The sequence below is a fragment of the Streptomyces sp. 8N706 genome (assembly GCF_052245415.1).
Taxonomy (GTDB): Bacteria; Actinomycetota; Actinomycetes; order Streptomycetales; family Streptomycetaceae; genus Streptomyces.
Genome location: NZ_JBQQBW010000071.1, coordinates 1 through 19294, shown reverse-complemented (window position 1 = coordinate 19294; position 19294 = coordinate 1). Strand labels below are relative to the sequence as shown.

General features: G+C 66.8%; 16 protein-coding genes and 5 pseudogenes. 10 read left to right on the top strand and 11 right to left on the bottom strand.

Annotation, left to right across the window (positions count from 1 at the left end):
- Positions 1-58 precede the first annotated feature (58 nt).
- Positions 59-269, top strand: a pseudogene (locus tag ACTWQE_RS23385) (cysteine--tRNA ligase); the annotation flags it as partial.
- A 29-nt stretch (positions 270-298) separates the two neighbouring features.
- Here ACTWQE_RS23385 and ACTWQE_RS23380 read toward each other — a convergent pair.
- The 4 genes from ACTWQE_RS23380 to ACTWQE_RS23365 all read right to left on the bottom strand — a co-directional run bounded on the left by ACTWQE_RS23380 (position 299) and on the right by ACTWQE_RS23365 (position 4144).
- Positions 299-1420, bottom strand: a complete 1122-nt coding sequence (locus ACTWQE_RS23380) for a serine hydrolase domain-containing protein (protein ID WP_443330993.1) — start codon at positions 1418-1420, stop codon at positions 299-301.
- Between the two features lie 20 nt (positions 1421-1440).
- Positions 1441-2613, bottom strand: coding sequence for an MAB_1171c family putative transporter (locus ACTWQE_RS23375; RefSeq protein ID WP_443330992.1), 1173 nt, complete (start codon positions 2611-2613; stop codon positions 1441-1443).
- Complete coding sequence (locus ACTWQE_RS23370) at positions 2610-2777, bottom strand: hypothetical protein (RefSeq protein WP_443330991.1); 168 nt, start codon at positions 2775-2777, stop codon at positions 2610-2612. Before ACTWQE_RS23370 ends, ACTWQE_RS23375 begins: the two co-directional genes overlap by 4 nt.
- Positions 2778-3976: 1199 nt before the next feature.
- On the bottom strand, positions 3977-4144 hold the full coding sequence (locus ACTWQE_RS23365) for a hypothetical protein (protein ID WP_443330990.1): 168 nt from the start codon (positions 4142-4144) through the stop codon (positions 3977-3979).
- A gap of 550 nt (positions 4145-4694) precedes the next feature.
- Here ACTWQE_RS23365 and ACTWQE_RS23360 point away from each other — a divergent pair.
- From ACTWQE_RS23360 to ACTWQE_RS23350, 3 genes and pseudogenes are all read left to right on the top strand, one after another.
- Positions 4695-4952, top strand: a complete 258-nt coding sequence (locus ACTWQE_RS23360) for a hypothetical protein (RefSeq protein ID WP_443330989.1) — start codon at positions 4695-4697, stop codon at positions 4950-4952.
- Positions 4953-5224: 272 nt separating this feature from the next.
- Positions 5225-6259 carry a ParB/RepB/Spo0J family partition protein gene (locus ACTWQE_RS23355; protein ID WP_443330988.1) on the top strand — a complete coding sequence of 345 codons (1035 nt, stop codon included), beginning with the start codon at positions 5225-5227 and terminating at the stop codon, positions 6257-6259.
- 27 nt (positions 6260-6286) lie between these two features.
- Positions 6287-6494 (top strand): annotated as a pseudogene (locus ACTWQE_RS23350) (transposase); the annotation flags it as partial.
- 197 nt (positions 6495-6691) lie between these two features.
- Here the strand turns inward: ACTWQE_RS23350 and ACTWQE_RS23345 are convergent.
- The 4 genes and pseudogenes from ACTWQE_RS23345 to ACTWQE_RS23330 form a co-directional block, all read right to left on the bottom strand.
- On the bottom strand, positions 6692-7171 hold the full coding sequence (locus ACTWQE_RS23345) for a hypothetical protein (protein ID WP_443330987.1): 480 nt from the start codon (positions 7169-7171) through the stop codon (positions 6692-6694).
- Between the two features lie 1509 nt (positions 7172-8680).
- Positions 8681-8971 (bottom strand): hypothetical protein, encoded by a 291-nt coding sequence (locus tag ACTWQE_RS23340; protein WP_443330986.1) that lies wholly within the window; start codon positions 8969-8971, stop codon positions 8681-8683.
- A 116-nt stretch (positions 8972-9087) separates the two neighbouring features.
- Positions 9088-9324, bottom strand: a pseudogene (locus tag ACTWQE_RS23335) (DUF6182 family protein); the annotation flags it as partial.
- A gap of 976 nt (positions 9325-10300) precedes the next feature.
- The gene (locus tag ACTWQE_RS23330) at positions 10301-10423 is read right to left on the bottom strand and encodes a hypothetical protein (RefSeq protein ID WP_443330985.1); all 123 of its coding nucleotides are present in this window, start codon (positions 10421-10423) and stop codon (positions 10301-10303) included.
- Positions 10424-10735: 312 nt separating this feature from the next.
- Here ACTWQE_RS23330 and ACTWQE_RS23325 point away from each other — a divergent pair, with 312 nt between their 5' ends.
- Complete coding sequence (locus ACTWQE_RS23325; protein ID WP_443330984.1) at positions 10736-11239, top strand: hypothetical protein; 504 nt, start codon at positions 10736-10738, stop codon at positions 11237-11239.
- 172 nt (positions 11240-11411) lie between these two features.
- Here the strand turns inward: ACTWQE_RS23325 and ACTWQE_RS23320 are convergent.
- Positions 11412-11507: pseudogene (locus ACTWQE_RS23320) on the bottom strand (transposase); the annotation flags it as partial.
- A 69-nt stretch (positions 11508-11576) separates the two neighbouring features.
- Here ACTWQE_RS23320 and ACTWQE_RS23315 point away from each other — a divergent pair.
- On the top strand, positions 11577-11867 hold the full coding sequence (locus ACTWQE_RS23315; RefSeq protein ID WP_443330983.1) for a hypothetical protein: 291 nt from the start codon (positions 11577-11579) through the stop codon (positions 11865-11867).
- A gap of 539 nt (positions 11868-12406) precedes the next feature.
- On the opposite strand, the pseudogene ACTWQE_RS23310 reads toward ACTWQE_RS23315, so the two are convergent.
- A pseudogene (locus tag ACTWQE_RS23310) lies at positions 12407-12690 on the bottom strand (helix-turn-helix domain-containing protein); the annotation flags it as partial.
- Between the two features lie 488 nt (positions 12691-13178).
- Here ACTWQE_RS23310 and ACTWQE_RS23305 point away from each other — a divergent pair.
- On the top strand, positions 13179-13862 hold the full coding sequence (locus tag ACTWQE_RS23305; protein WP_443330982.1) for an alanyl-tRNA synthetase: 684 nt from the start codon (positions 13179-13181) through the stop codon (positions 13860-13862).
- Positions 13863-13871: 9 nt separating this feature from the next.
- Positions 13872-15599, top strand: coding sequence for a biosynthetic-type acetolactate synthase large subunit (gene ilvB, locus ACTWQE_RS23300; RefSeq protein ID WP_443330981.1), 1728 nt, complete (start codon positions 13872-13874; stop codon positions 15597-15599).
- Between the two features lie 29 nt (positions 15600-15628).
- Here ilvB and ACTWQE_RS23295 read toward each other — a convergent pair whose 3' ends face one another.
- Positions 15629-16552, bottom strand: coding sequence for a LysR family transcriptional regulator (locus ACTWQE_RS23295; protein WP_443330980.1), 924 nt, complete (start codon positions 16550-16552; stop codon positions 15629-15631).
- 134 nt (positions 16553-16686) lie between these two features.
- On the opposite strand from ACTWQE_RS23295, the gene ACTWQE_RS23290 reads away from it, so the two are divergent.
- Positions 16687-17373 (top strand): LysE family translocator, encoded by a 687-nt coding sequence (locus ACTWQE_RS23290; RefSeq protein WP_443330979.1) that lies wholly within the window; start codon positions 16687-16689, stop codon positions 17371-17373.
- 1078 nt (positions 17374-18451) lie between these two features.
- Positions 18452-19285 carry a 2OG-Fe(II)-dependent halogenase WelO5 family protein gene (locus ACTWQE_RS23285; RefSeq protein WP_443330978.1) on the top strand — a complete coding sequence of 278 codons (834 nt, stop codon included), beginning with the start codon at positions 18452-18454 and terminating at the stop codon, positions 19283-19285.
- Positions 19286-19294 lie beyond the last annotated feature (9 nt).

Sequence of the window (19294 nt, the reverse complement as noted above, 5' to 3'; positions counted from 1 at the left end):
CCAGGCGTGTTGGGCGAGCAGGGCGAGGAACCGCTCTGGGGCCAGGCCGGCGGGCGGCGATGGTGCGGAGGCGGCGGCTGGTGTCTGTAGGGAGCCAGAGGTACGCCATGCTCGCGCGTGCTGGGCCTGGACCCGCTCGATGCGCACTGGGCCGGCGAGGGCGACCGGGCCGAGGACCTGCACGGGGTGGTCGACACCCGGGTCCCGCATGGTCCTCGACCCAGCGCGAGGCTGCCCACGCCCGCAAGGCCTGGCCCACCGCAGGAGCCCCGCCGCTACGTCGCCCGATGGCGCCCGGTCAGCGTGTCACCGCCCTGTAGGCGGCCCGGAGGAGCTTCTGGCTGCGTGGGTCGGTGAGACCGAGGGGGGACATCTGGTTCATCACGTAAGCGATGGTCATGCGCGCATCGAGGTCATTGACGACCAGTGATCCGCCCCTTCCGCCCCAATAACAGGTGTGCAGGTTGGGCGTGCTGACTGGCGCGTCGCCTGCGTTGAGGGCGTAGCCGATGCCGAAGCGTAGGGGGATGCCGAGCACGAGATCCATGCCGTGGGACTGCTCGTCGAACACGGCGCGGCAGGTGGTTTCGGAGAGCAGGCGTGCCGAGGATGTCCGGCCTCCGGAGGCGAGTACCGATTGGACAGCGGCCACGGAGCGTGCGTTTCCGTAGCCTCCCGCCGCGGGGATTTCGGCGCGGCGCCAGTGGGTGCTCCAGGTGTCCTGGGCAGTCACGTACGCGCCAACCGGAATGCTCACCCGCGGATTGGCTGCGGGTGCGGGGCCGGGTGCGGGGATGACCTCGGAGACACGGTGATCATGTTCGGCTGCCAAACCGATGTGGAAGTCTGCGTTCAGTGGGGCAGCGATCTGGTCGGCGAAGAACCTGCCAATCGATTCGCGGTAGATGCGGCGGATGACCTCGCCGATCAGAAAGCCATGAGTGAACCGATGATAGCCAGACGTCGTGCGGGAGTCCCAGCGGGGCGACTGGCGGGCCAGGAGGGTGGTGGCCTTCTCCCAATCGCACAGGTCCTCGAGCGCCATCGGTTGGTCCCAGTCAGGGAGTCCTGCTGTGTGGCTGAGCAAGTGCCGGATCTCGATGTGGTCTTTTCCTGCGGTACCGAACTCGGGCCAGTATTTCGCGACCGGTGCGGACAGATCGAGCTCACCGCGGTCAGCCAGGACAAGAGCGCACAGCGCGGTCATCGTTTTCGTGGTGGACCACACGTTGGTGATGGTGTCCCGCTGCCACGGTAGGGTACGCGCCTCGTCGGCGTACCCTCCCCACAGGTCGACGACGAGTTCGCCGTCGAGGCAGATCGCCACCGAGGCACCGACGTCCGTTCCGTTACGCAGAGCGTCGGCGAACACCTCCTGTACTGCGCTGAACTGGTCGCTGCAACTGCCCTTGATGTCCATGCTGAGCGAGGTCTCCGATCTCAGTGAGCCGCTACCGGGCGGCCGAGGCGGGCAGCCAGTTCGCGGATCTGGGGTGAGGTGTCCGCAATGGCGGCTTGGCGTAGGAACTCGATCTCGCTGGGCAGGTCCGCACCCCCGAGTACCGGGACGGCCAGATCACCGGGTAGCGGGGGCGCACCGCCTGCCTTGGCGTGTCGTGCTATCCGCAACCAACAGGCGGTCACGCGGGGACCGACCTCGGCAGGGGAGGAGTTTTCGAGTTCAAGGTGGGCCCGAACATTGTCCAATACCGCCTGGGGGATGTAGGCGCGCAGGGCGAGAGTCGCGTCACGGATCTCGATCACTGTCCGGTAGAGGCGAAAGTCCAGCGCAGCCCTCGGCAGGAGACTGAGGTCGCGTTGGCGGGACTGCGCCAGGCGGACGTTGGGCACCGCGTCGACCAGGTCACGCCACAGCGGCCGGAGCTGCCACAAGATACGCATGCGTCTGAGCACCACGGCCGCCGCGGTCGCAAGGGGAACGCAGATCGCGCTCGCTCTCGCGAAGGCATAACAGCCCAGCAGAAGTGGAAGGATCGACAGGATCCACGGGCATCGAACTCCGATGTATGTGGCGCTGAGCAGCCAGTAGGACCCGGCGAAGACCGCACCGAGCCCGAAGAGTCGCAATCCGAAACGTAGTGCGAGGACTTGGCTGGCCCGGCTGTACCACCAGCAGGCGATTGCGCACACCACGTTTGTGCTGAGGTTGACGATGATGAGGACACCCCAGTACGTCATGGACGGTACGGGATCGCCCACAGGAGGGATCGTGTGCGTCAGGTGTGGTTCTGCATGTACGTCTAGCCAGGTGAGCGCGGTCATCACGAGCCCAGCCAAACCGTACAGCGGGAATGTGTGACGGCCCCGAGCCGCCAGGAACACGAAGTCCAGCACGGCGGCAGAGGTGAGTACGCCGAACAGGTTTCTGACCAACGCGGTCAGGTGTGTGGGACCGGTGACCTGGTAGATGAGGTCGTTGACCCATGGCAAATGGAGCGTCACCGCTGCTGAGGCACCCAGGACCGCCAGCCACAGGGGTCGTTGCTCGCTAGATCGCACGGCAATCGGAGCCCGCAGCGTCACCGCCAGCCACATGCAGGCCACGCCCACCGTCTCCACACCATTCCCGAAGCTCCGGATCTCGCTGATCATCGCAGTCGGCGCCGCCTCTGGGTGATTCCCAGTGCCCCACCCAGCGTCCCCAGCACGGCAGATGAGGGCGCGGTGGCGCCGTCGTTCAGCCTGGCGAGGATCAGACTCGCCACCATCTCGGCTTCTCGTTGCTGGGCGTTGGAATAGTTCGTACGCCGCAACATGTCTCGGACGCGCTCCGGCTTCAGGTCTGGGAACACCAATTGGGCGGTCGCGTCGTCCAGGGACGAGCTGCTTCGGCCGTCGCAGATCATGTGAGCTAACGCATATGTGATGATGCGATCCTGATGGGGTCGCGTAGTTGGCTTCGAACATGATGAAGTCTGCGGCATCTGAGGCCATCCACCTCCGCACGGTTGTGCGTGTGCGGCGCGCATGGTGACGGGGATCAGGCGGAGAGGGCGGCGCCGGTTCGATAAATGAGCGCACAACTCCTCGATGTCGCACGACGTGGGGAGCCTCAGCGTCGCCAGACGAGCCTGACACTCGCGGCGTAGGCGTACCAGGCTGCGATTCTGGTCATGTCTCACACGGGGCGACAGTGCACAACTCCTCAGTGGGGAAAGAACAGGAACCGTTTCGAGCGTGGCCGAGCGTAATGGTGGTCGCACGCATGGGGGTCCCGATCTTGATCAAGCAAGGACGTTGTCGCCTCGACCTCCTGAGGCAACCTGACTGCACGCAGCGCCACCCATGCAGCCATGCTCAACTCAGGTCTTTGAGTGTGGCCGACTGCCTGGCAACCCTATCGGCGTGATCTCGATCGAGAAAGTAGGTGGGTGAGACACCGAAAGAACTCGGCCAGCCCGACCAGCAGTTCCCGTGAGTGGCGTTGGCGCTTTCAGGTGCGACGCTGGGATATGCGCGCCGCTGACATGGATCTGCGGGTGCTTCATGGCGCTGATGGCAACGGATGGCGCCACGCCTTACTTGATCGATGACGACCTGCGGGTTCGTCGGATACCTATGGCCGCGGTGCGCGGGGTACCGCGAGGGCCGATCCTCTTACCAGACACGACCCCAGCAGCTCGATAGACCCTCGAACTCGGGGATTCGGGTACCTTCGCCGTATGACCAGGCCGACGGTCATGAGGGCGGCGGAGAGCAGGAGGGGACCCGCCAGCCCCAGGCCAGGAATTCGCCGTCGCCCAGTCGCGGGAACGGGATGAAGACCGCGCTGGTCAGGATGGACGCCAGCGGGGTCCCTGCGGCGCGTGCTCACCGGCCAGCAGGACCGTGCCGCCCCACTCGCCGCGCACCGCGATCCCTTGGGCGAGCCACAAGGCGCATAGCAGCACCGGAGCGGCGATACCCGCCTCGTCCTAACGAGGCAGCAGTCCGATGCCCGCGGTGGCCACCCCCATCAGCAGCAGCGTCGCCACCAGACTGCGAACAGCGCCCACCGGACGACCCAGAAGGTTGCGAACGATGCCAGCAGACCGGTGGCCTGCTGCGCTCGGGGAAAGAACGACTCTGGGAAGAGCAGGTCGGATGCGGTGGAGAAGACGAAGAAGTCGTACCACTCGACCATGGTCCCCCACCAGGCCGGCGAGTCCCGCCTCGTGGGCGGGGGAGGGCCCGGGGTCGTCCAGTAGGTGTGCGTGGGGTCCGGCGCATCATGCTCCAGGGGATCGCTGTGAGGAACGGGCTGTTCGTAACGGAAGTACAGCCTTGATCAGCAGCATGCGGGCGCGGCGACCAGCGCAACAGAGCGGCCGTAACACCTGGCTTGCTTGCGAACTGTTTTTTTCAGCGAATAACTTGACGGTCTATCGTCCGCTCTGTAGCGTCCGAGGCGATCTCGAGCCACTTGTCCCGTGTGTTGCGCCCGTGCCGCACCGCGCGCTGGAGCTGCGATGCGGCGGCACACGGGGCACTAGATGGCACGATGCACTGTCGATTGGTTTGTCTGGCTGAGGGGGCTGGGGTGGCCAAACTGCGCTGCTGTGCGGCTCGTCGACCACCGTGTACTGAACGCATCGATCGTGCCGAACCGGCCCGCCTAACCGGTGAGTTTTCCTTGCTCGGGAGCACATCCTGGGTGTCACCCGGCGCTCGGCGTACGGAGAGGGATACCGCTCATGCCCGACGTGTTGGCCGGTGCGGCAGAGCACTGTGCGGGTGGCGGCGAAGGAGAGCTCTGCCGCACGAAACCGTTGCCCGTCAACTCCCTCCTGCCCGCCGACTCTCCGCGCCTGGAGGGGGAGAACCTACGGCACGTCCGCGCTCTGGCCGAGGTGCAGACCGCGCTGCTGTCGATTGTGGTGCACTGCCCCACGATGCGGTTCGTCGACGGTGTGCACTGGCTGCACGCCGCCGCACTGCGCGCCGCCGGGTAGCGGTTCGTCGAGTGCAGTGCAGAGGGTGCTTCGTCCTCGCCGTCAGGCTGAACCCCGAGCACGCCATGTCGCTTACGTACACCGACCGCACAGCCGCGGTCTGGCGCATCATCGCCAGCCATCCGCTCCGCTCCCTCCTTTCTTCTGGCACGCTCATCTTGAGGCCGGGTTCGGCATTGCGACGCCGTCCTGATTCCCTCACTTCAAGCCGGTACCCAGACTTCTCGGGCTGAATAACCCCAGGCAAGCCTTCACGACGTAGGGAGGGGTGCATGATGTTGCAAGGCGCATCCATGAGGCCGTCACGCACGAATGGTTTATTGGATCCGAAGGTTGAAAGCGTATCCGTTGCTTCGCTGGTTACGGCAGACTCGCCACGCCTTGCCGGGGAAAATATAGAGCACGCTCACACGCTGGCTCAGTCCGAGACTGTATTTCCCCCGATCATCGTGCATCGCTCGTCGATGAGAATTATCGATGGGATGCATCGACTGCGCGCTGCGATCTTGCAGGGTCGGGATGAAATCGACGTCAAGTTCTTCGATGGAAGTGAGAAGGACGCATTTGTACTTGCTGTTGAGTCCAATGTGCAACATGGTCTGCCGCTGCCTCTGTCCGACCGCACCGCGGCAGCAGGACGCATCGTCAAGTCGCACCCGGAGTGGTCAGATCGCGCGGTCGCCGCAGCGACCGGGCTGGCGGCCAAGACCGTCGCTGCGATTCGCCGGCGGTCAGCAACTGGGGGAGTTCCCCAGTTGCGCATGCGGATTGGGCGGGACGGCAAGGCTCGTCCGGTCAACAGCGCGGAGAAGCGCAGGCTGGCGAGCACTCTGCTTCTGGAGAACCCCGAGGCCTCACTGCGGGAGGTTGCCAAGGCGGCCGGTGTCTCGCCCGGCACCGTGCGTGATGTGCGCCATCGCCTTCAGCGCAACGAGGACCCGGTTCCTCCCCGCCAGCGCAGGGCCGAGCTCAACGCCGTGCAGGCGGCCCGCGCCGTGAGGGACGGCGGCACCAGCGCTGCCATCGGGGGCCTGGACCGGAAGACGGCGATGCAAGCGCTCATGCGGGATCCGCAGCTGCGTATGTCCGAGGAGGGTCGGCTCCTGTTACGCCTGTTCGCCACACACGTCGTCGACAAACGGCAGCAGCAGCGGCTCATCGAGTGGATTCCCAGCCGCTGGCGGCGCGCCGTCACAGAACTCGCCTACTCCTGTTCGCGTGACTGGTACCAGTTCGCCGAACAACTGGAGGCACGCGAAGAGGAAGAGACTGCCGATAATAAGCAAGTCCTGGAAGAGGTCGGCTGACTCGCCTTGTCTGCAAAACCTTTGACCTACCAGCAGCCCGGCGGACCGATGGTGCTCGTCTGGGACAACTTGAACGTCCACAAGGAGGCCGGACCAAGCGAGGTCGTCACCTCACGGGATTGGCTGACTATCTCCTACCTGCCGCCCTACGCACCCCGTCGAAGGCATCTGGTCCCTGCGCCGGCGCGGCTGGCTCCCGAACGTCGCCTTCACCACCCCCGAGCACCTCATCCAGCGCGTTTCGGAGGCGACGGCTACTGGTGGAGGAAGCGACAATGCACAGCACGGCGCCGGTCGGCAGCACCCCGACCAAGTTCTTCGCCAGTGCGCGTTGGTGCGGATGGCGAACGGCTCCCGGAAGGCGCACGAGGATCGCGAGCCAGAGAAGCAGAATGCTGGGGTAGGGTGAGCGATCGCCCGAGGTCCCTCATTTCAGTCATGTTCCGATGCCTCTATCCCCAAGGCTGCTCCCAGCCTGCTGGTTACGCTGCGAGGTTGGCTCTGGGGCGCTTGGTCTGCGCTCGTCCGTATCAGACTCGCAAGCATCTCCGCTTCCTGTTCCTGGCGCGTTGTGTAGTTGGCGCGTCCGAGGACACGGGTCACCAGGCTGTCGTCCAGATCGGGCAGAAGGTTCCCCACCACTTCGGTGTACTCCGCGCTCACTGCGTGATGGTTGAACAGCAAGTGGGCCAGTTCGTGGAGCATTATGTGCTCCTGATGCACCCGTGAGGTTTGACTCTCGAAAAATATGTGGTCGTCGGTGGCGGTGGCGAGCCAGACGCCGCAGGCGCCGGCCGACGAGGCAGCCTTCGGCAGGGGATGAAGATGAATCTCCCTTCCGCGTTGCCGGGCGATGCTCTGGCACAGGGCGTCGGCCGAGAACGGCCGGGGGAAGTCGATCTGGTCGACCACAGACTGACAGCGCTGACGCAGTCTGAGGTATTGGTACCGCATGGGCTCTTCCTCGCCCTTCCTCGGACAACGTCGATAGGCGGTCATGATGGTGGGCACGATGATTCCGCCTCCCGTCAGCTGTCATGTAAATGGATAGGGTTCCATCTCATCTCGGATGTTCGTTTGCAGGTTCTCCGTCTCGGAATAACTGACGTCAGGCAGATCCTGGAACCCTGCGTGCTTCGTTCACCATCATCAGAAGAGCTTCCAGGCTGGTCGGGGACAAGCCTTCGGCTCGCAGAGCCAAGTTGCGAATCTTAATGTCGCGCAGGGCTGTGGCCATCGCCATTGGGCTCTGACCGCCTCCGAGACTTCCTCGTTGAGGAAGTACTCTGGGGGGACTCCAAAAAGCTCCGCGAGGGCGTCGAGCTGTTCCAACGTGACGTTACGTTTTTATGCCCCGTAGCCAGTTCCTGTAGGTACGCTCCGGAGATCGTGACGCCTGTAGCTTCGCGGATCTCCTGGCAAGCCGGGCGCAGCCGGGTCTCTTGCGCTCATCCGGATAGATGGCCTGAAACAGTTCGTTGAGGCGCTGGTCGAGCTTCCGCAACAACGGGCGGTCAGACTCGTGACGTGCCGATCCGCTGTTCATGACCCATCCCCTCGCATCGAGCCCGCAGCCAGGCCTGAAAGTCCCGTCACGAGCGGCTAGTGCATACATGGATATCTGTGTACGCCATAGCTGACAAGCATGATCTCGGACAGTGCTACGTCGGAGGCTCAGGTGGCTGAAATCCCAGTCCCTGCCGGACGTCGTACACGCATCCTTAATACGGGCGATAGGCGTGCCGGGACTGATTTGCGCATCGCCGTCGAAGTGATGGTGTACGCCAGCTGTCGGCGCGGTATTCGCCTGACCGGTCCCGTCGATGCCGTAGCTCGTGAGGCCCAGCGCGCACGGTGTCAGCGGCCATGTTCACTCCTTGACGGCCCATTCGACGGCGGAGGTGGTGGCCCCCACGCTGTCCTGGACCGGTATGTGGATGACGGGGAGATGGCTGACTTCCTCGATGGGGCAACGGTGCAGGTTACGTTGAAAGCGGGCGAAGCCGGGCTATACCGGGGCACCGTCGTACGTCTCGAACGGGTTGACCCGGGCACCCTCACCACTGCGCCGCTGTGCCGGGGGCGGAGTCCAGAAGACCACACCTGCACAGGCTGCGGGAACGACTCCCACATCGAGAAGAGCAAACCGTTGTTCAGGCCGAGCGGCCGGCACTTCGCCACGATCTTGTAGTAGTAGGAGTCGAGCAAGGGGATGCGGCCCTCAGGGGAGTCTCGTACCTGGTCACGCAGGTAGACGACGGCGACACGCAGCAGCGCGAGCACGTAGTTGGGAGAGAACCGGCCCTCGCGGTCCTGCAGGGCGTCGGCCAGCGAGCCCTGCAGGGCGGTGAGCAGTGCATAGAGCGGAGGCAGCAGCGCGGGGTCGTAGGGAGACGAGTGATAACCGGCCGTCCTTCCGGGTCAACTCCACCAGCACCGAGGACTTCCCGGCGTAGTCGGTGCCCAGCAGCACCCAAAACTCAGCCATGCGCGTCCTCCTCGGCGAGACAGGCGGACGCCCGCAGCAACTGCGGGTCGTCGAGGCCCTGGTGCACCCGCAGATAGGAGCGGCCGCCGGGCGGGGGCGGTCACCCGGCGGACGTGGACGGTGGTGATCCGGTCGCCGGACCGGGGGGGCACTCCGGTGAGCACCGACTCGGCCAGGGTGTGGCCGAGATGGACCAAGTACTGCGGAAGGGACAGGCCGTGCACATCCAGGGTGATCCGCCATCGCTGTGGCCGGCGGCCGGCGCCGCCCTGCGGCGCCTGGGGACGTCCACCACGTAGCGGCGCGGCAGGTCCGCACGGAGCTGCCCGTGCACAGGGCGCACGAGCAGCCGCAACTCTCGGTAACGCGGTGCAGGGGCGCTTGCGTACCAGGACACCTGCCCGTCGGCGGAGAGCGTCGTGGGCGGCAGTCGGCGGGCCAGGTTATGCGGGGTGCCGGCCAGGAACAGCGTTCTGGTGAAGTCATGCAGCCAGTGCCACCGGAGGTCGAGGGGGAGCGCGGCCGCGAACTCCAGGGCGGAGGCGGCGAGAACCGCGGGGTCGAAGGCGGCCAGCACTGCGACCGCCGGGCGCGCTCGCCGGTCGCACCGGCCTTGCCGACCCGCGCCGCAAGTGCCAGGCGTAACTCTTCTTGGGTGAACATCTCAGGTGAACACCTTCTCCAACAGCGGACGACCGGGCGCAGGGCGGGCCGCGGGCCAGCAGCGCGGACGTGAGCCGGTAGGGGGGGGGACATAGCTGTACGGTCGGGCGTGACGGTGCAGGAAGTCCGCCAGGTCCGCCTCCGAGGCGGTCTCCCCCCGGTTCGATGAACTCCGGCCCGCGCCATGCAGCGCCACATCAGATCGCGTCGGAACGGCTCCCGGTCGCCCTGCCCGAGCGTCGCGATGAAGTACAAGCGCACCCCAAGTCGGTAGACGGGGATCCGACGAGGGGCAGGACCTGGCGGGCCAGCGGAGCCGCCGATCGGCCCTCCCAGCCGCCGTACCCGCTGGAACGCAGCTGCCCGTCCACCCGCACCCGGCCGGCACCCATCACGGAGACCGTGGCGCCCAAGGCGGTCAGCACTGGCGGAGCAGCATGTAGTCGGGCAGTGATTTACGGTCGCAGGCCAGTACGATCTCGTCGTAGCACCCGGTCAGGGAGGGACCTCGCGCAGTGCCGCGGCGAGGTGTAGTTGGCCTGCCCGTCCCACCACGATCTGACGCAGCGGCAGCCCGTACCGGGTACAGTCCAGGTGGACCGGGCCGGGCCAGGGCCGGTGGTCCACGCATAACCTGCGCCGCGTGACCACCTCCAGCGTCTCGCCGAGGCTAAGGGGTGGCTTGCGGTGGGCTCGTAGCCCGGGTCGGGGATGTTCAGTTCACGAAACCGGGCCGCCCACAGATCGAAGATCCGCCCCCCGGGTGTAACCACCCCTGCCGTCCACCGCGTCGCGGTGACTGGTGAGATCCTCGGTGCCGCCGGCCTCCCGCTGCTGCTGGAACTCCACGTACAGCGAGACGATCTGCTCCCTCGTCGAGTCGACTGAAATCAGTGCCCGGGTGAGCGTGCTTCCAGATAGGACCAGAAGCCCAGGGTCTGGGCATTGGAAACGCCGATGGCGTGGCTGTACAGCTGCTCCACCTCGTGGACCAGACCGGTCGCCCTGCTCATGACGTCCGCCCACAGCAGACCTTGATGTGACTGGGCGTCAGCGGCTTGGTCGGAGCTAGGGGAACCGGTGCGAAGAGACCTGGAGGCGCCTTTGGCGCGGCAGCTGCACCTGGTCCGTGGCCCGCATGATGCGTATTCCCTGTTCTGTACCCTGAGTCATCCGCTATAGCGCGTGTTACGCTTGGCGAGCGTACGCCAACTGGTGTACCGCTTGTCAATCATGAAGAATGCCGATACTCATAGGCGAGCAAGTTGTTCGCCTCGGCGGTCATACCGGGCCGCTCGTGGCCACTTCAGGCAAGGGCTGTGTGTATGAGCGCCAAGGAAGCCAAGGACGCTGGAGAACCGGCATCCGACCAGACTGGCCGTCCGCTGGTCCGCAAGTTCGACCAACGGCTCAATGCGCTGATCACCGCCCACTACCCTGATGACCGCAAGCGTCCCGGGTACAGTCGGCTCGCCAAGGAGATCCGCGGGGCGACTGGCGGTGCGATCTCCGGAACGTATCTCTGGGAACTCGCGACCGGCAAAAAGCGCAATGTGAGTCTGGAGCAACTCGATGTACTCGCAGAGTTCTTCGGGGTGCCGCCGGAGTACTTCCTCAACGAGGAAGTGGCAGAGAGGGTTAATTCACAACTGAAGTTGGCCAGTGCGCTTCGTGACGTGCGGGTGCGCAACCTCGCGCTGCGCGCCGACGGGCTCTCGCCCGCGACCCTGGATGCACTGCTGACCATGGTGAACGAAGCGCGCAAAGTCCAGAACTTGTCGCGCGTCGATGACGACGAGGTTCCCGGCGGCAGCGGCCTGTCCGACTGACCCGGCCGCTGCTCCTACTAAGATGAAGTAACGCTCTCTGTGGAAACCTGCAACGGTTGGAGGTCGACGGCGGGTAGTACATCACCGCCCGGACCGCGGCCGAGTGTGACCCGATGGCATCGGCCCCTGTGAGTCACTGAGGCTGAACTCGTGATGTCGTCTGGGTGCTCACTCAGGCTGGCCTGATGGTGAGGCTGGTCTCGGTAAGGCAGCCGTCTATGAGGTCGCTGCGGTACTGGATATGGCGTAGTCCGCGTCTGATCCGCCGTTGATTAGCGCACTCCCCCAGCCCGACATCGAAGGACCACTGCCACCCATACTCGTGCGCCGCTCAGACATGCGCGTGATCGACGGCATGCACCGTCTCTTGGCCGCCGTCGTCCGCGGTCAGGAGACCATCGATGTGGAATTCTTCGACGGTTCCGCGGAAGACGCGTTCTTGCGTGCGGTCCAGGGCAACCTCGCCCACGTCCTGCCGCTGTTGCTATCCGATCGGCGCGCCGCTGCCTCTCGGATCATCGTGTCGCATCCGCAGATGTCCGACCGGGCCATTGCGCGGGCATCGGCTCTGGGACCAAGGCGGTGGCCTCCCTCCGGCGCCGTTCAACTGGCGCCGAGCAGCGGTTGAACACACGGATGGGCCGCGACGGGCGGCTTCGTCCCCTGAGCAGGGCTGGTGGCGAGCCGCCGAAGTGATGGCCGAGAATCCGAAGGCTTCTTTGCGCGAGGTCGCGCGGCTCGCGGGTATCGCACCGGCTACGGCGAGCGACGTCCGCAATCGCATCCAGGCCGGCGAGCTACCCGCAGCGGTACGATCGCAGGCCGCCAAGGTCCGTGAGACAGCCGCTCTGGAACCGTCGGCCATCGCACCCGGAGGCGGTGCCCAGGTCCCGGCCTCCGCCTAGGATGGGCACCGAAGCCACGAAGGCAGAGCGCGGCCGGGGCAGCCGGATCCCAGCCTGGTACTCGAGAAGCTCCTGCGGGATCCATCGCTTCGCCTCAAGGAGGAGGGACGCGACCTGTGCGGCTCCTGCCGCAGAACGCTGTTGCCGAGTGGTCCGGCCTGAGCGCCGCCGTGCCGCCTCACTGCGGGACCCTGGTGGGAAGCCTCGCACGTCAATACGCGGCCAGCTGGCTGGAGTTCGCGCAGCGCTGGAAGAACGCGAAGAAGCCGGCTTCGTCCTCGAAGACGAGCCAGGCTCCACGGGCCTCCGCGAGTCTTCCGCGCAGGGCCACAGCTCCTTGACCCACCCCGGCTTCGTCGTCCCGCTCCATCGCCCGGCGGCCGGCACCTGGCAGGACCAGCCGTTGCGTACCAGGAGCTTGCGTACGCCCCGGATGGTGCAGGTCAAGTGGAAGCGCCGGCCGATCACGTCTTGATCGGGTTCAGTCCAGCGCTGGTTCTCCCAGCCGTGCGCGGCCGGGCCCTTGGCCAGCTCCCGCTCCATGCGCAGCCCGGTGGCCGTCCTGGACCAGAACGTCAACTCGTTCGGCCTGATCACACTGCCGCACGAGAAGCACCCGTCGTACCGGGTCAGGCCCTCTACTACGGCGAGCGGTCCAATGTGGTGATGCGCAAGACCGGGGGCGATGGCCTCTGAGCGACCGGGCCGGGAGTCCCGCGCGCCGGTGGCGCGCCCGTGCCGCCGGCCCGGCACCGCGGGCGGCCGCGCCCCCCGAGTCGCGCGCGGCACGCCGCCCTTCCCCGCAACAGCCCCGGACCGTAAGCCCCGCGCCAGTCGGGCGGCCGCGCTCGCCAGGTGCCTACAGCTGTGCTTATGCCTCCCTAAACGAGTCCGGCCTTCCGGCACTTACGCGCCGCTTGCCATACTCGGCGAATCCGATTCTTCACTGCGACCCGGAGTGCTGTACCCACGGCCGGGCGGAGAACACGGACACACGAATTCCTTTTCGAGTTCGCAGATATGAGGCGAATCCCGTGGCTCAACAGCGTCAGCTCTACCTGGACGACACCTACGCGTACGACGTGGAGACGGAGGTCGTCAGCGCCGGCGGTCATTCCGGGGCCTTACGGATCGCCTTGGCCGACAACATCTTCCATCCGCAGGGCGGCGGACAGCCCGACGACAGCGGTTGGGTCGCCGATGTCCCCGTGACGCCGGTCAGGGACGGCGAGACCGGGTGGGTCTTCCTCACCCCGGCGCCCGGTGCCGGGGACACGGAGGCGTCGTTCGCGGAGGGCACGCGGGTGCGGGCGCGGATCGACGACGAGCAGCGCCGCCTGCACGCCGCTCTGCACACTGCCGGGCACCTGGTGGACGCCCTGGTCCGTCCGCGGGGGCTCCGCCACATCGGCAACAACCACTTCCCCGGCCAGGCGCGGATCGAGTACGAGCTGAACGGTGTCGAGATCGACAAGGACGGCCTCGCAGAGTCACTGACCGCGGAGCTGGAGAAGGCGATCGCCGAGGCGCTGCCGGTGACCATGGGAGAGCGGGACGGGCGGCGGACCATCACCATCGAGGGACTCGCCACGGAGTTCTGCGGCGGCACCCACGTTATCCACCTGGGTCTGCTGGCGGAGGTCACGGTCCGCTCCATCAAGGCCAAGTCGGGCCGGCTCAAGGTCGGCTACGCGGCGCAGCACACAGCCCGCTTCTGAGAGGACACGATGTCGGAGCAGACGACGGGTGGCGAGATACTGGTGCGCTCGCTGGCGTGGGCGGGTGCCGAGGCCGTCTTCACCACCCGCCACGGCGGCCGCCTGCTCGGCCCCGTGCTGGGCCGGTCCGGATCAGGCATCGGCCTGACGCACGTCGAGCTGCCGCACGGGCAGGACGCCGGACACGCGGCGACGGGATACGCCGGTGCCACCGGCCGGACGGGCGTCTGCCTGGCGTCGCCCGGCGCCGGGGCGACCGAGATCGTGACGCCCCTGCTTGACGCGTACATGGACTCCGTACCGCTCGTGGCCCTCACCTCCGGCAGCCGGAGCGACATGTGCGCCATGGCGCTGTCCCTCACCAAGCACACCATGCAGGTGACGGATGCCAAGGACCTGCCGGCCACGGTGCTGACCGCCTTCCACCTGGCCTCGCGCGGCCGTCCCGGCCCGGTGCTGGTGGACCTGGATGAGGCGGTGCTGCGCAGCCGCGGCGTGTCCTTCGTCCCGCCCGGTGAGGTCGATCTCCCCGGTTTCCGACCGTGCGTCGTGCCCGACCGGGAACAGCTCCGCCGGGCGGCGGCGCTCCTGGCGGAGTCCAGGCGCCCGGTGCTGTACGTCGGTGGCGGCGTCATCAAGGCCGAGGCGACGGCGGAGCTGAAGACCTTCGCCCAACTGACGGGGGCTCCCGTCGTGACCACCCTGATGGCCCGCGGGGCGTTCCCCGACTCCCATCCCCAGCACTTCGGGATGCCGGGCATGCACGGCGCGGTCGCGGCGGTCGCGGCCCTGCAGAAGGCCGACCTCATCGTGGCGCTCGGGGCTCGGTTCGACGACCGCGTCACCGGGGACCCGGCCACCTTCGCACCGTGCGCCAAGGTGATCCACGCCGACATCGACCCCGCGGAGATCGGCAAGAACCGGCGTGTGGACGTGGGCCTCGTCGGCGACGCCCGCCGGGTCATCGCGGGACTCGTCGACGCCGTGCGCCACGACGACCGGGAACAGCACGCCGCCGACGCGCGTGCCGACCGCCACCTGTGGATGCAGAGCCTGCGGCGCTGGCGCGGCAGTTACCCCCCGGGCTACCGCACCTCGCCGGGTTCGCTGGCTCCGCAGCGCGTCATCGAGCGTCTGGGCCGGATCGTCGGTCCCGAGGCGGTGTACGTCACCGGTGTCGGCCAGCACCAGATGTGGGCCAGCCAGTTCATCGCCCTGGAGCATCCGCGCAGCTTCCTCAACTCCGGGGGCGCGGGCACGATGGGGTACGCCGTGCCTGCGGCCGCTGGAGCGGCGATCGGACGCCCCGGCGTACCGGTCTGGGTGATCGACGGCGACGGCTGCTTCCAGATGACCGGGCGCTCCCTGCTGACCTGCGCGGCGGCCGGGATCCCGCTGAAGGTCGCGCTGATCAACAACGCAAGCCTCGGCATGGTCCGCCAGCTCCAGGCCCTGTACTACGGCGAGCGCCATTTCAGCACCGACACGGGCTCACCGGAGGCGCCGCACTACGCGGCCCTGGCGGAGTCGTACGGCTGCGTGGGCCTGCGGTGCGAGCGCGACGACGAACTCGACGCGACGATCCGGAAGGCCGCAGAGGTCGATGACCGGCCCGTCCTCGTGGACTTCGTAGTGGATCAGGAGGAGATGGTCTGGCCCATGGTCCCTCCGGGGGCCTCCAATGACGACATCCGCGTCGCCCGCGACATGGCCCCGGCCTGGGACTCGACCGACTGACCGGACGTGCGGCACACGTCCGGCACGGATCACGGCTGCCCCCACAGGACGGGGGCGGTCCGGGAGGCGGCGCCTTTGATGGTGGTACGCGCCGTATGCACGATCGGCGAGGTGTCGCCACCGCGCCAGGCCATGTTGACGATGCGGTAGAGGCGGGGTGCGGCGAAGGAGCGAGTGCTGATCGGCGACGGACTGACTTCCGCCGTCATGCGCGGAACGCAGGCAAGACCCATGCCCTCCGCCGCCAGTGTGCAGGCCAGGGAGTAGTTCGACGTCTCGAAGGCGATGAGGGGAGTGGCCAGATCATTGGAGAGGAACAGGGCTTCCAACGCCTCACGGTTGGCGAGGCCGGGCGGCCCGCTGATGAGCGGGACGCCGACGAGCGCCGTCCAGTGCAGGGGTTCCGGGTCGGCGGTGAGCGGATGGCCCGGCTCTGCGACCAGCAGCAGCTCCTCCTCCAGCAGGGTGTCGAAGCTGAGCCCGGGGGGCACGGGGTGCTCCCGGCCGTACACGTACGAGTGCGTCAGGAGCAGGTCGATGTCTCCTTCTGCCAGGGGTTCCAGGCCGGCCGGCGGTTCGAACTCCTGCAGGGAGATGGCGACACCGGGATACCGCTTCCGCAATTCGGCGAGCACAGGCGGAAGCAGATGGACCCCTCCTGTCGTGAAGCTGCCGACACGCAGCTGGCCGCCGGACAGGTCACGCATCTTCGCGAGTTCCATCTCGGCGGAGCGCAGGACCTCCTGGATGCTGCGGGCGTGCCGGACCAGGGCCTCCCCCGCCGCGGTCAGCCGCGCGCCCCTGCGGTGGCGCACGAGCAGGGGCATGTGGGCCCCCCGCTCCAGCTTCGCCAGCTGCTGGCTGAGCGCGGGCGGGGTGTAGCCGAGGCGTGCCGCGGCTCGGGAGATCGACCCGGTCTCGGCCACGGCGATCAGGGCGAGTAAGTGACTCAAGTCCTGCATTGAATTTCCCTTGTCCATAAGTAATCCGAAACGCTCCAAGTGTTACCAACAGCGCAAAGAAAAGCCGTTCAGGGCTGCACCGAGAAGACCTGTCCGATCCCGGCTCCAGGCACTGCCGAGGAATGATGAACAATAATATCCTTACGTTTTCCGGCGTTGCGGCCAGCATGATCATGATGCCCGGGGCCGATCTCGCCGTGGTCTTGCGCAACGCGCTCACCGGCCGGCGGGCCGGGCTCGTGACCGGGATCGGCGTCGTCGGCGGGCTGGCGCTGCACACGCTGCTCGCGGCCGTAGGCCTCGCGGCGGCCCTCGCCGCCTCGGACTGGCTGTTCCTGGCGGTCAAGACGATCGGTGTGGTCTACCTTCTCCACCTGGGCGGCAAGACCTTGCTGTCCTGCTTACGCGCGGGTTCCGCGGACACCGCCGGTCACGACGGCGCCCGGCGGGGCGACGCGACCGGCGGCCCGGCACCGTCCGCACGGAAGGCGCAGCCACGGGACACGCCCTCGCAGATGCGGTTCCTGCTCCAGGGATTCATCACCAACGCCGCAAATCCCAAGGCGCCCATCCTGTTTCTCAGCCTGATGCCACAGTTCATCCCCAAGGGTGCGCCATTCGTCCCGATGACTCTGCTGTTGAGCGGGATCATCATCATTATGGGGCTCCTGTGGTTTCCTTTTGTCGCCACTCTTGCGTCCTCGGTCAGCGGAATCTTGAGTTCCGTGCGAGTCCAGCGACTGACCAATGGCGTGATCGGCGCCATCCTCGTGGGACTGGCCATCGTTCTTTTGCTGGAATCCGCGCCGTGACTTACCGTCCACAAGTCGCGTGCTCATGGTGTCACACACCACCCGCACACCACGAACACACGGCCGAACCGCCGGACGAACGGCCACGAGGAATCGGCACATTCCTCCAAGACCCGCGGAGCCGCGGCCCGGGCCGTCGGTGAGCGGGCATTGCCCCGCCCCCGCCGACCGCCCCGGCCGGACATGCGAACCGTCCGCCGCGCCCCGTACCTGCCACTCCGGGCGGACCGGCGAACCGTCCGCCTCCCCCTCCGACCACCCCGGGGGCACTCGTGAACCGGCGCCGCCGTCCCGCGCCCGCCGTACGGGTACCTCGGCCGGCGGTCGGCCGCCCGTGATCCCGCACGGGACTCCACCTGTCGCCCTCGCCCGTCGTATCCCTCGCCACGCGCTCTGCCGCGCGTCCGCGCACCGTGTGCGGATTTCCCCGCTCCGGAATGACGCCGAAAGTTTCCCGCATTGCCGCCCGGAAAGCGAGAACCTTCTCCCCGGTTGTCAACGACCGAACCGGAAGATTAGTAGGGAGCTCCGATAGGCAACGCGACTACCCGTGCCGCCATGTGACCCACGTCCCATTTTCGTGCGCGTGCCCGCATCTCATTTGTGGGTTCCCTATAACACCCGTCCGCCGGGAGCCCACGGGTTCAGCGAATACGCGCCGGTTACACATGTTCACGGGACCTCGACCGCTGTAGTCCTCGCCCATACGGGCATTCGGGGTTAAGCAGTCGTGACTTCACAGCACCATCGTTAAGTGTGAGGATTTCACTGATCACAGGGCGAGCCGGAGACAGTTTCGGCCACACGTCCCCGCTGTCAGCCGCAATGGTGCTGCTGCCTTCCTCCCGGTGTCCGCCCATACAAGACACCAGGCCAGGGATTTCCGGCCTTCCCCTGTGATGCTCATCCGGTCGTCGGACAGCGCCCAGGAGCTCTACGGGCTGAAAGCTGTACGTTTTCCGCCACCGCATTCCCGGCACTTCCGTCCACCCGCCCTACAGTCCGGCGAACGCAATGCCACGTGACGCCTGAGCGATGCGATGGCCAGTGCGTCAGCGACCCAAGAGAGGACCTACGCGTGTCCGCAGTATCGGCTCTGCAGGATCAGAACGTCGCTTCCACGGCCACCCCCGTGTACACCCTGTTCGACGCGATCCAGACGAACACCCTCGATCGCGACATACTGGCCCGGATCGGCGCGGGCACGCTGGGCGCCGCCCGGGTGAGGGACTTCTTCACCCGCGCCCAGTGCGAGGAGATCATGCAGTCTCTGGAGACCTGCGACATGGGGAGCTACGACGAGCAGCTCGTGCAGCCGCGGATCGCGAAACTGGGCCCGGCCACGTACGACTTCTACGGCAACCCGGAACTGCCGCCCGCCTACTGGGAGCACACCGAGCAGTCGGACAAGTCGCGCTCCGGGCTCCTGTTCGGCACGGACCCCCTGGACGAGGCGACCGCCAAGCTGGAGAAGGTCTGGGGCCGGCCCGTCACCCGCGCCACCTCGCAGGGCCGCCCGATGTTCGCCGGCATGATCCGTGAGATCAACTCCAGCGCGAAGATGCACTTCGACGAGGTGGTGCGGGAGTTCCCGGGTGTCGTCGACGAGACCCCGCTGTTCCAGATCGCCTTCAACTGCCACCTCGCGATGCCCGAGACCGGCGGCGAGGCACTGGTCTACCGCAGGAAGTGGCAGCCCTCCGACGAACGGCACCGGGACGGCTACGGCTACGCAGAGAGCATCGTGGCGGACGAGCCGTACGTCTCGGTCCAGGCCGGTGTGGGCGACGCGGTCTTCTTCGACCCGCGCAACTACCACCTGGTCCGGCCGAACGTCTCCGGGGGCCGGCGGGTGACCCTCTCGTTCTTCATGGGCGTCACCGCTGACGGCTCCCTGATCACCTGGTCGTGAGCGCCGGGC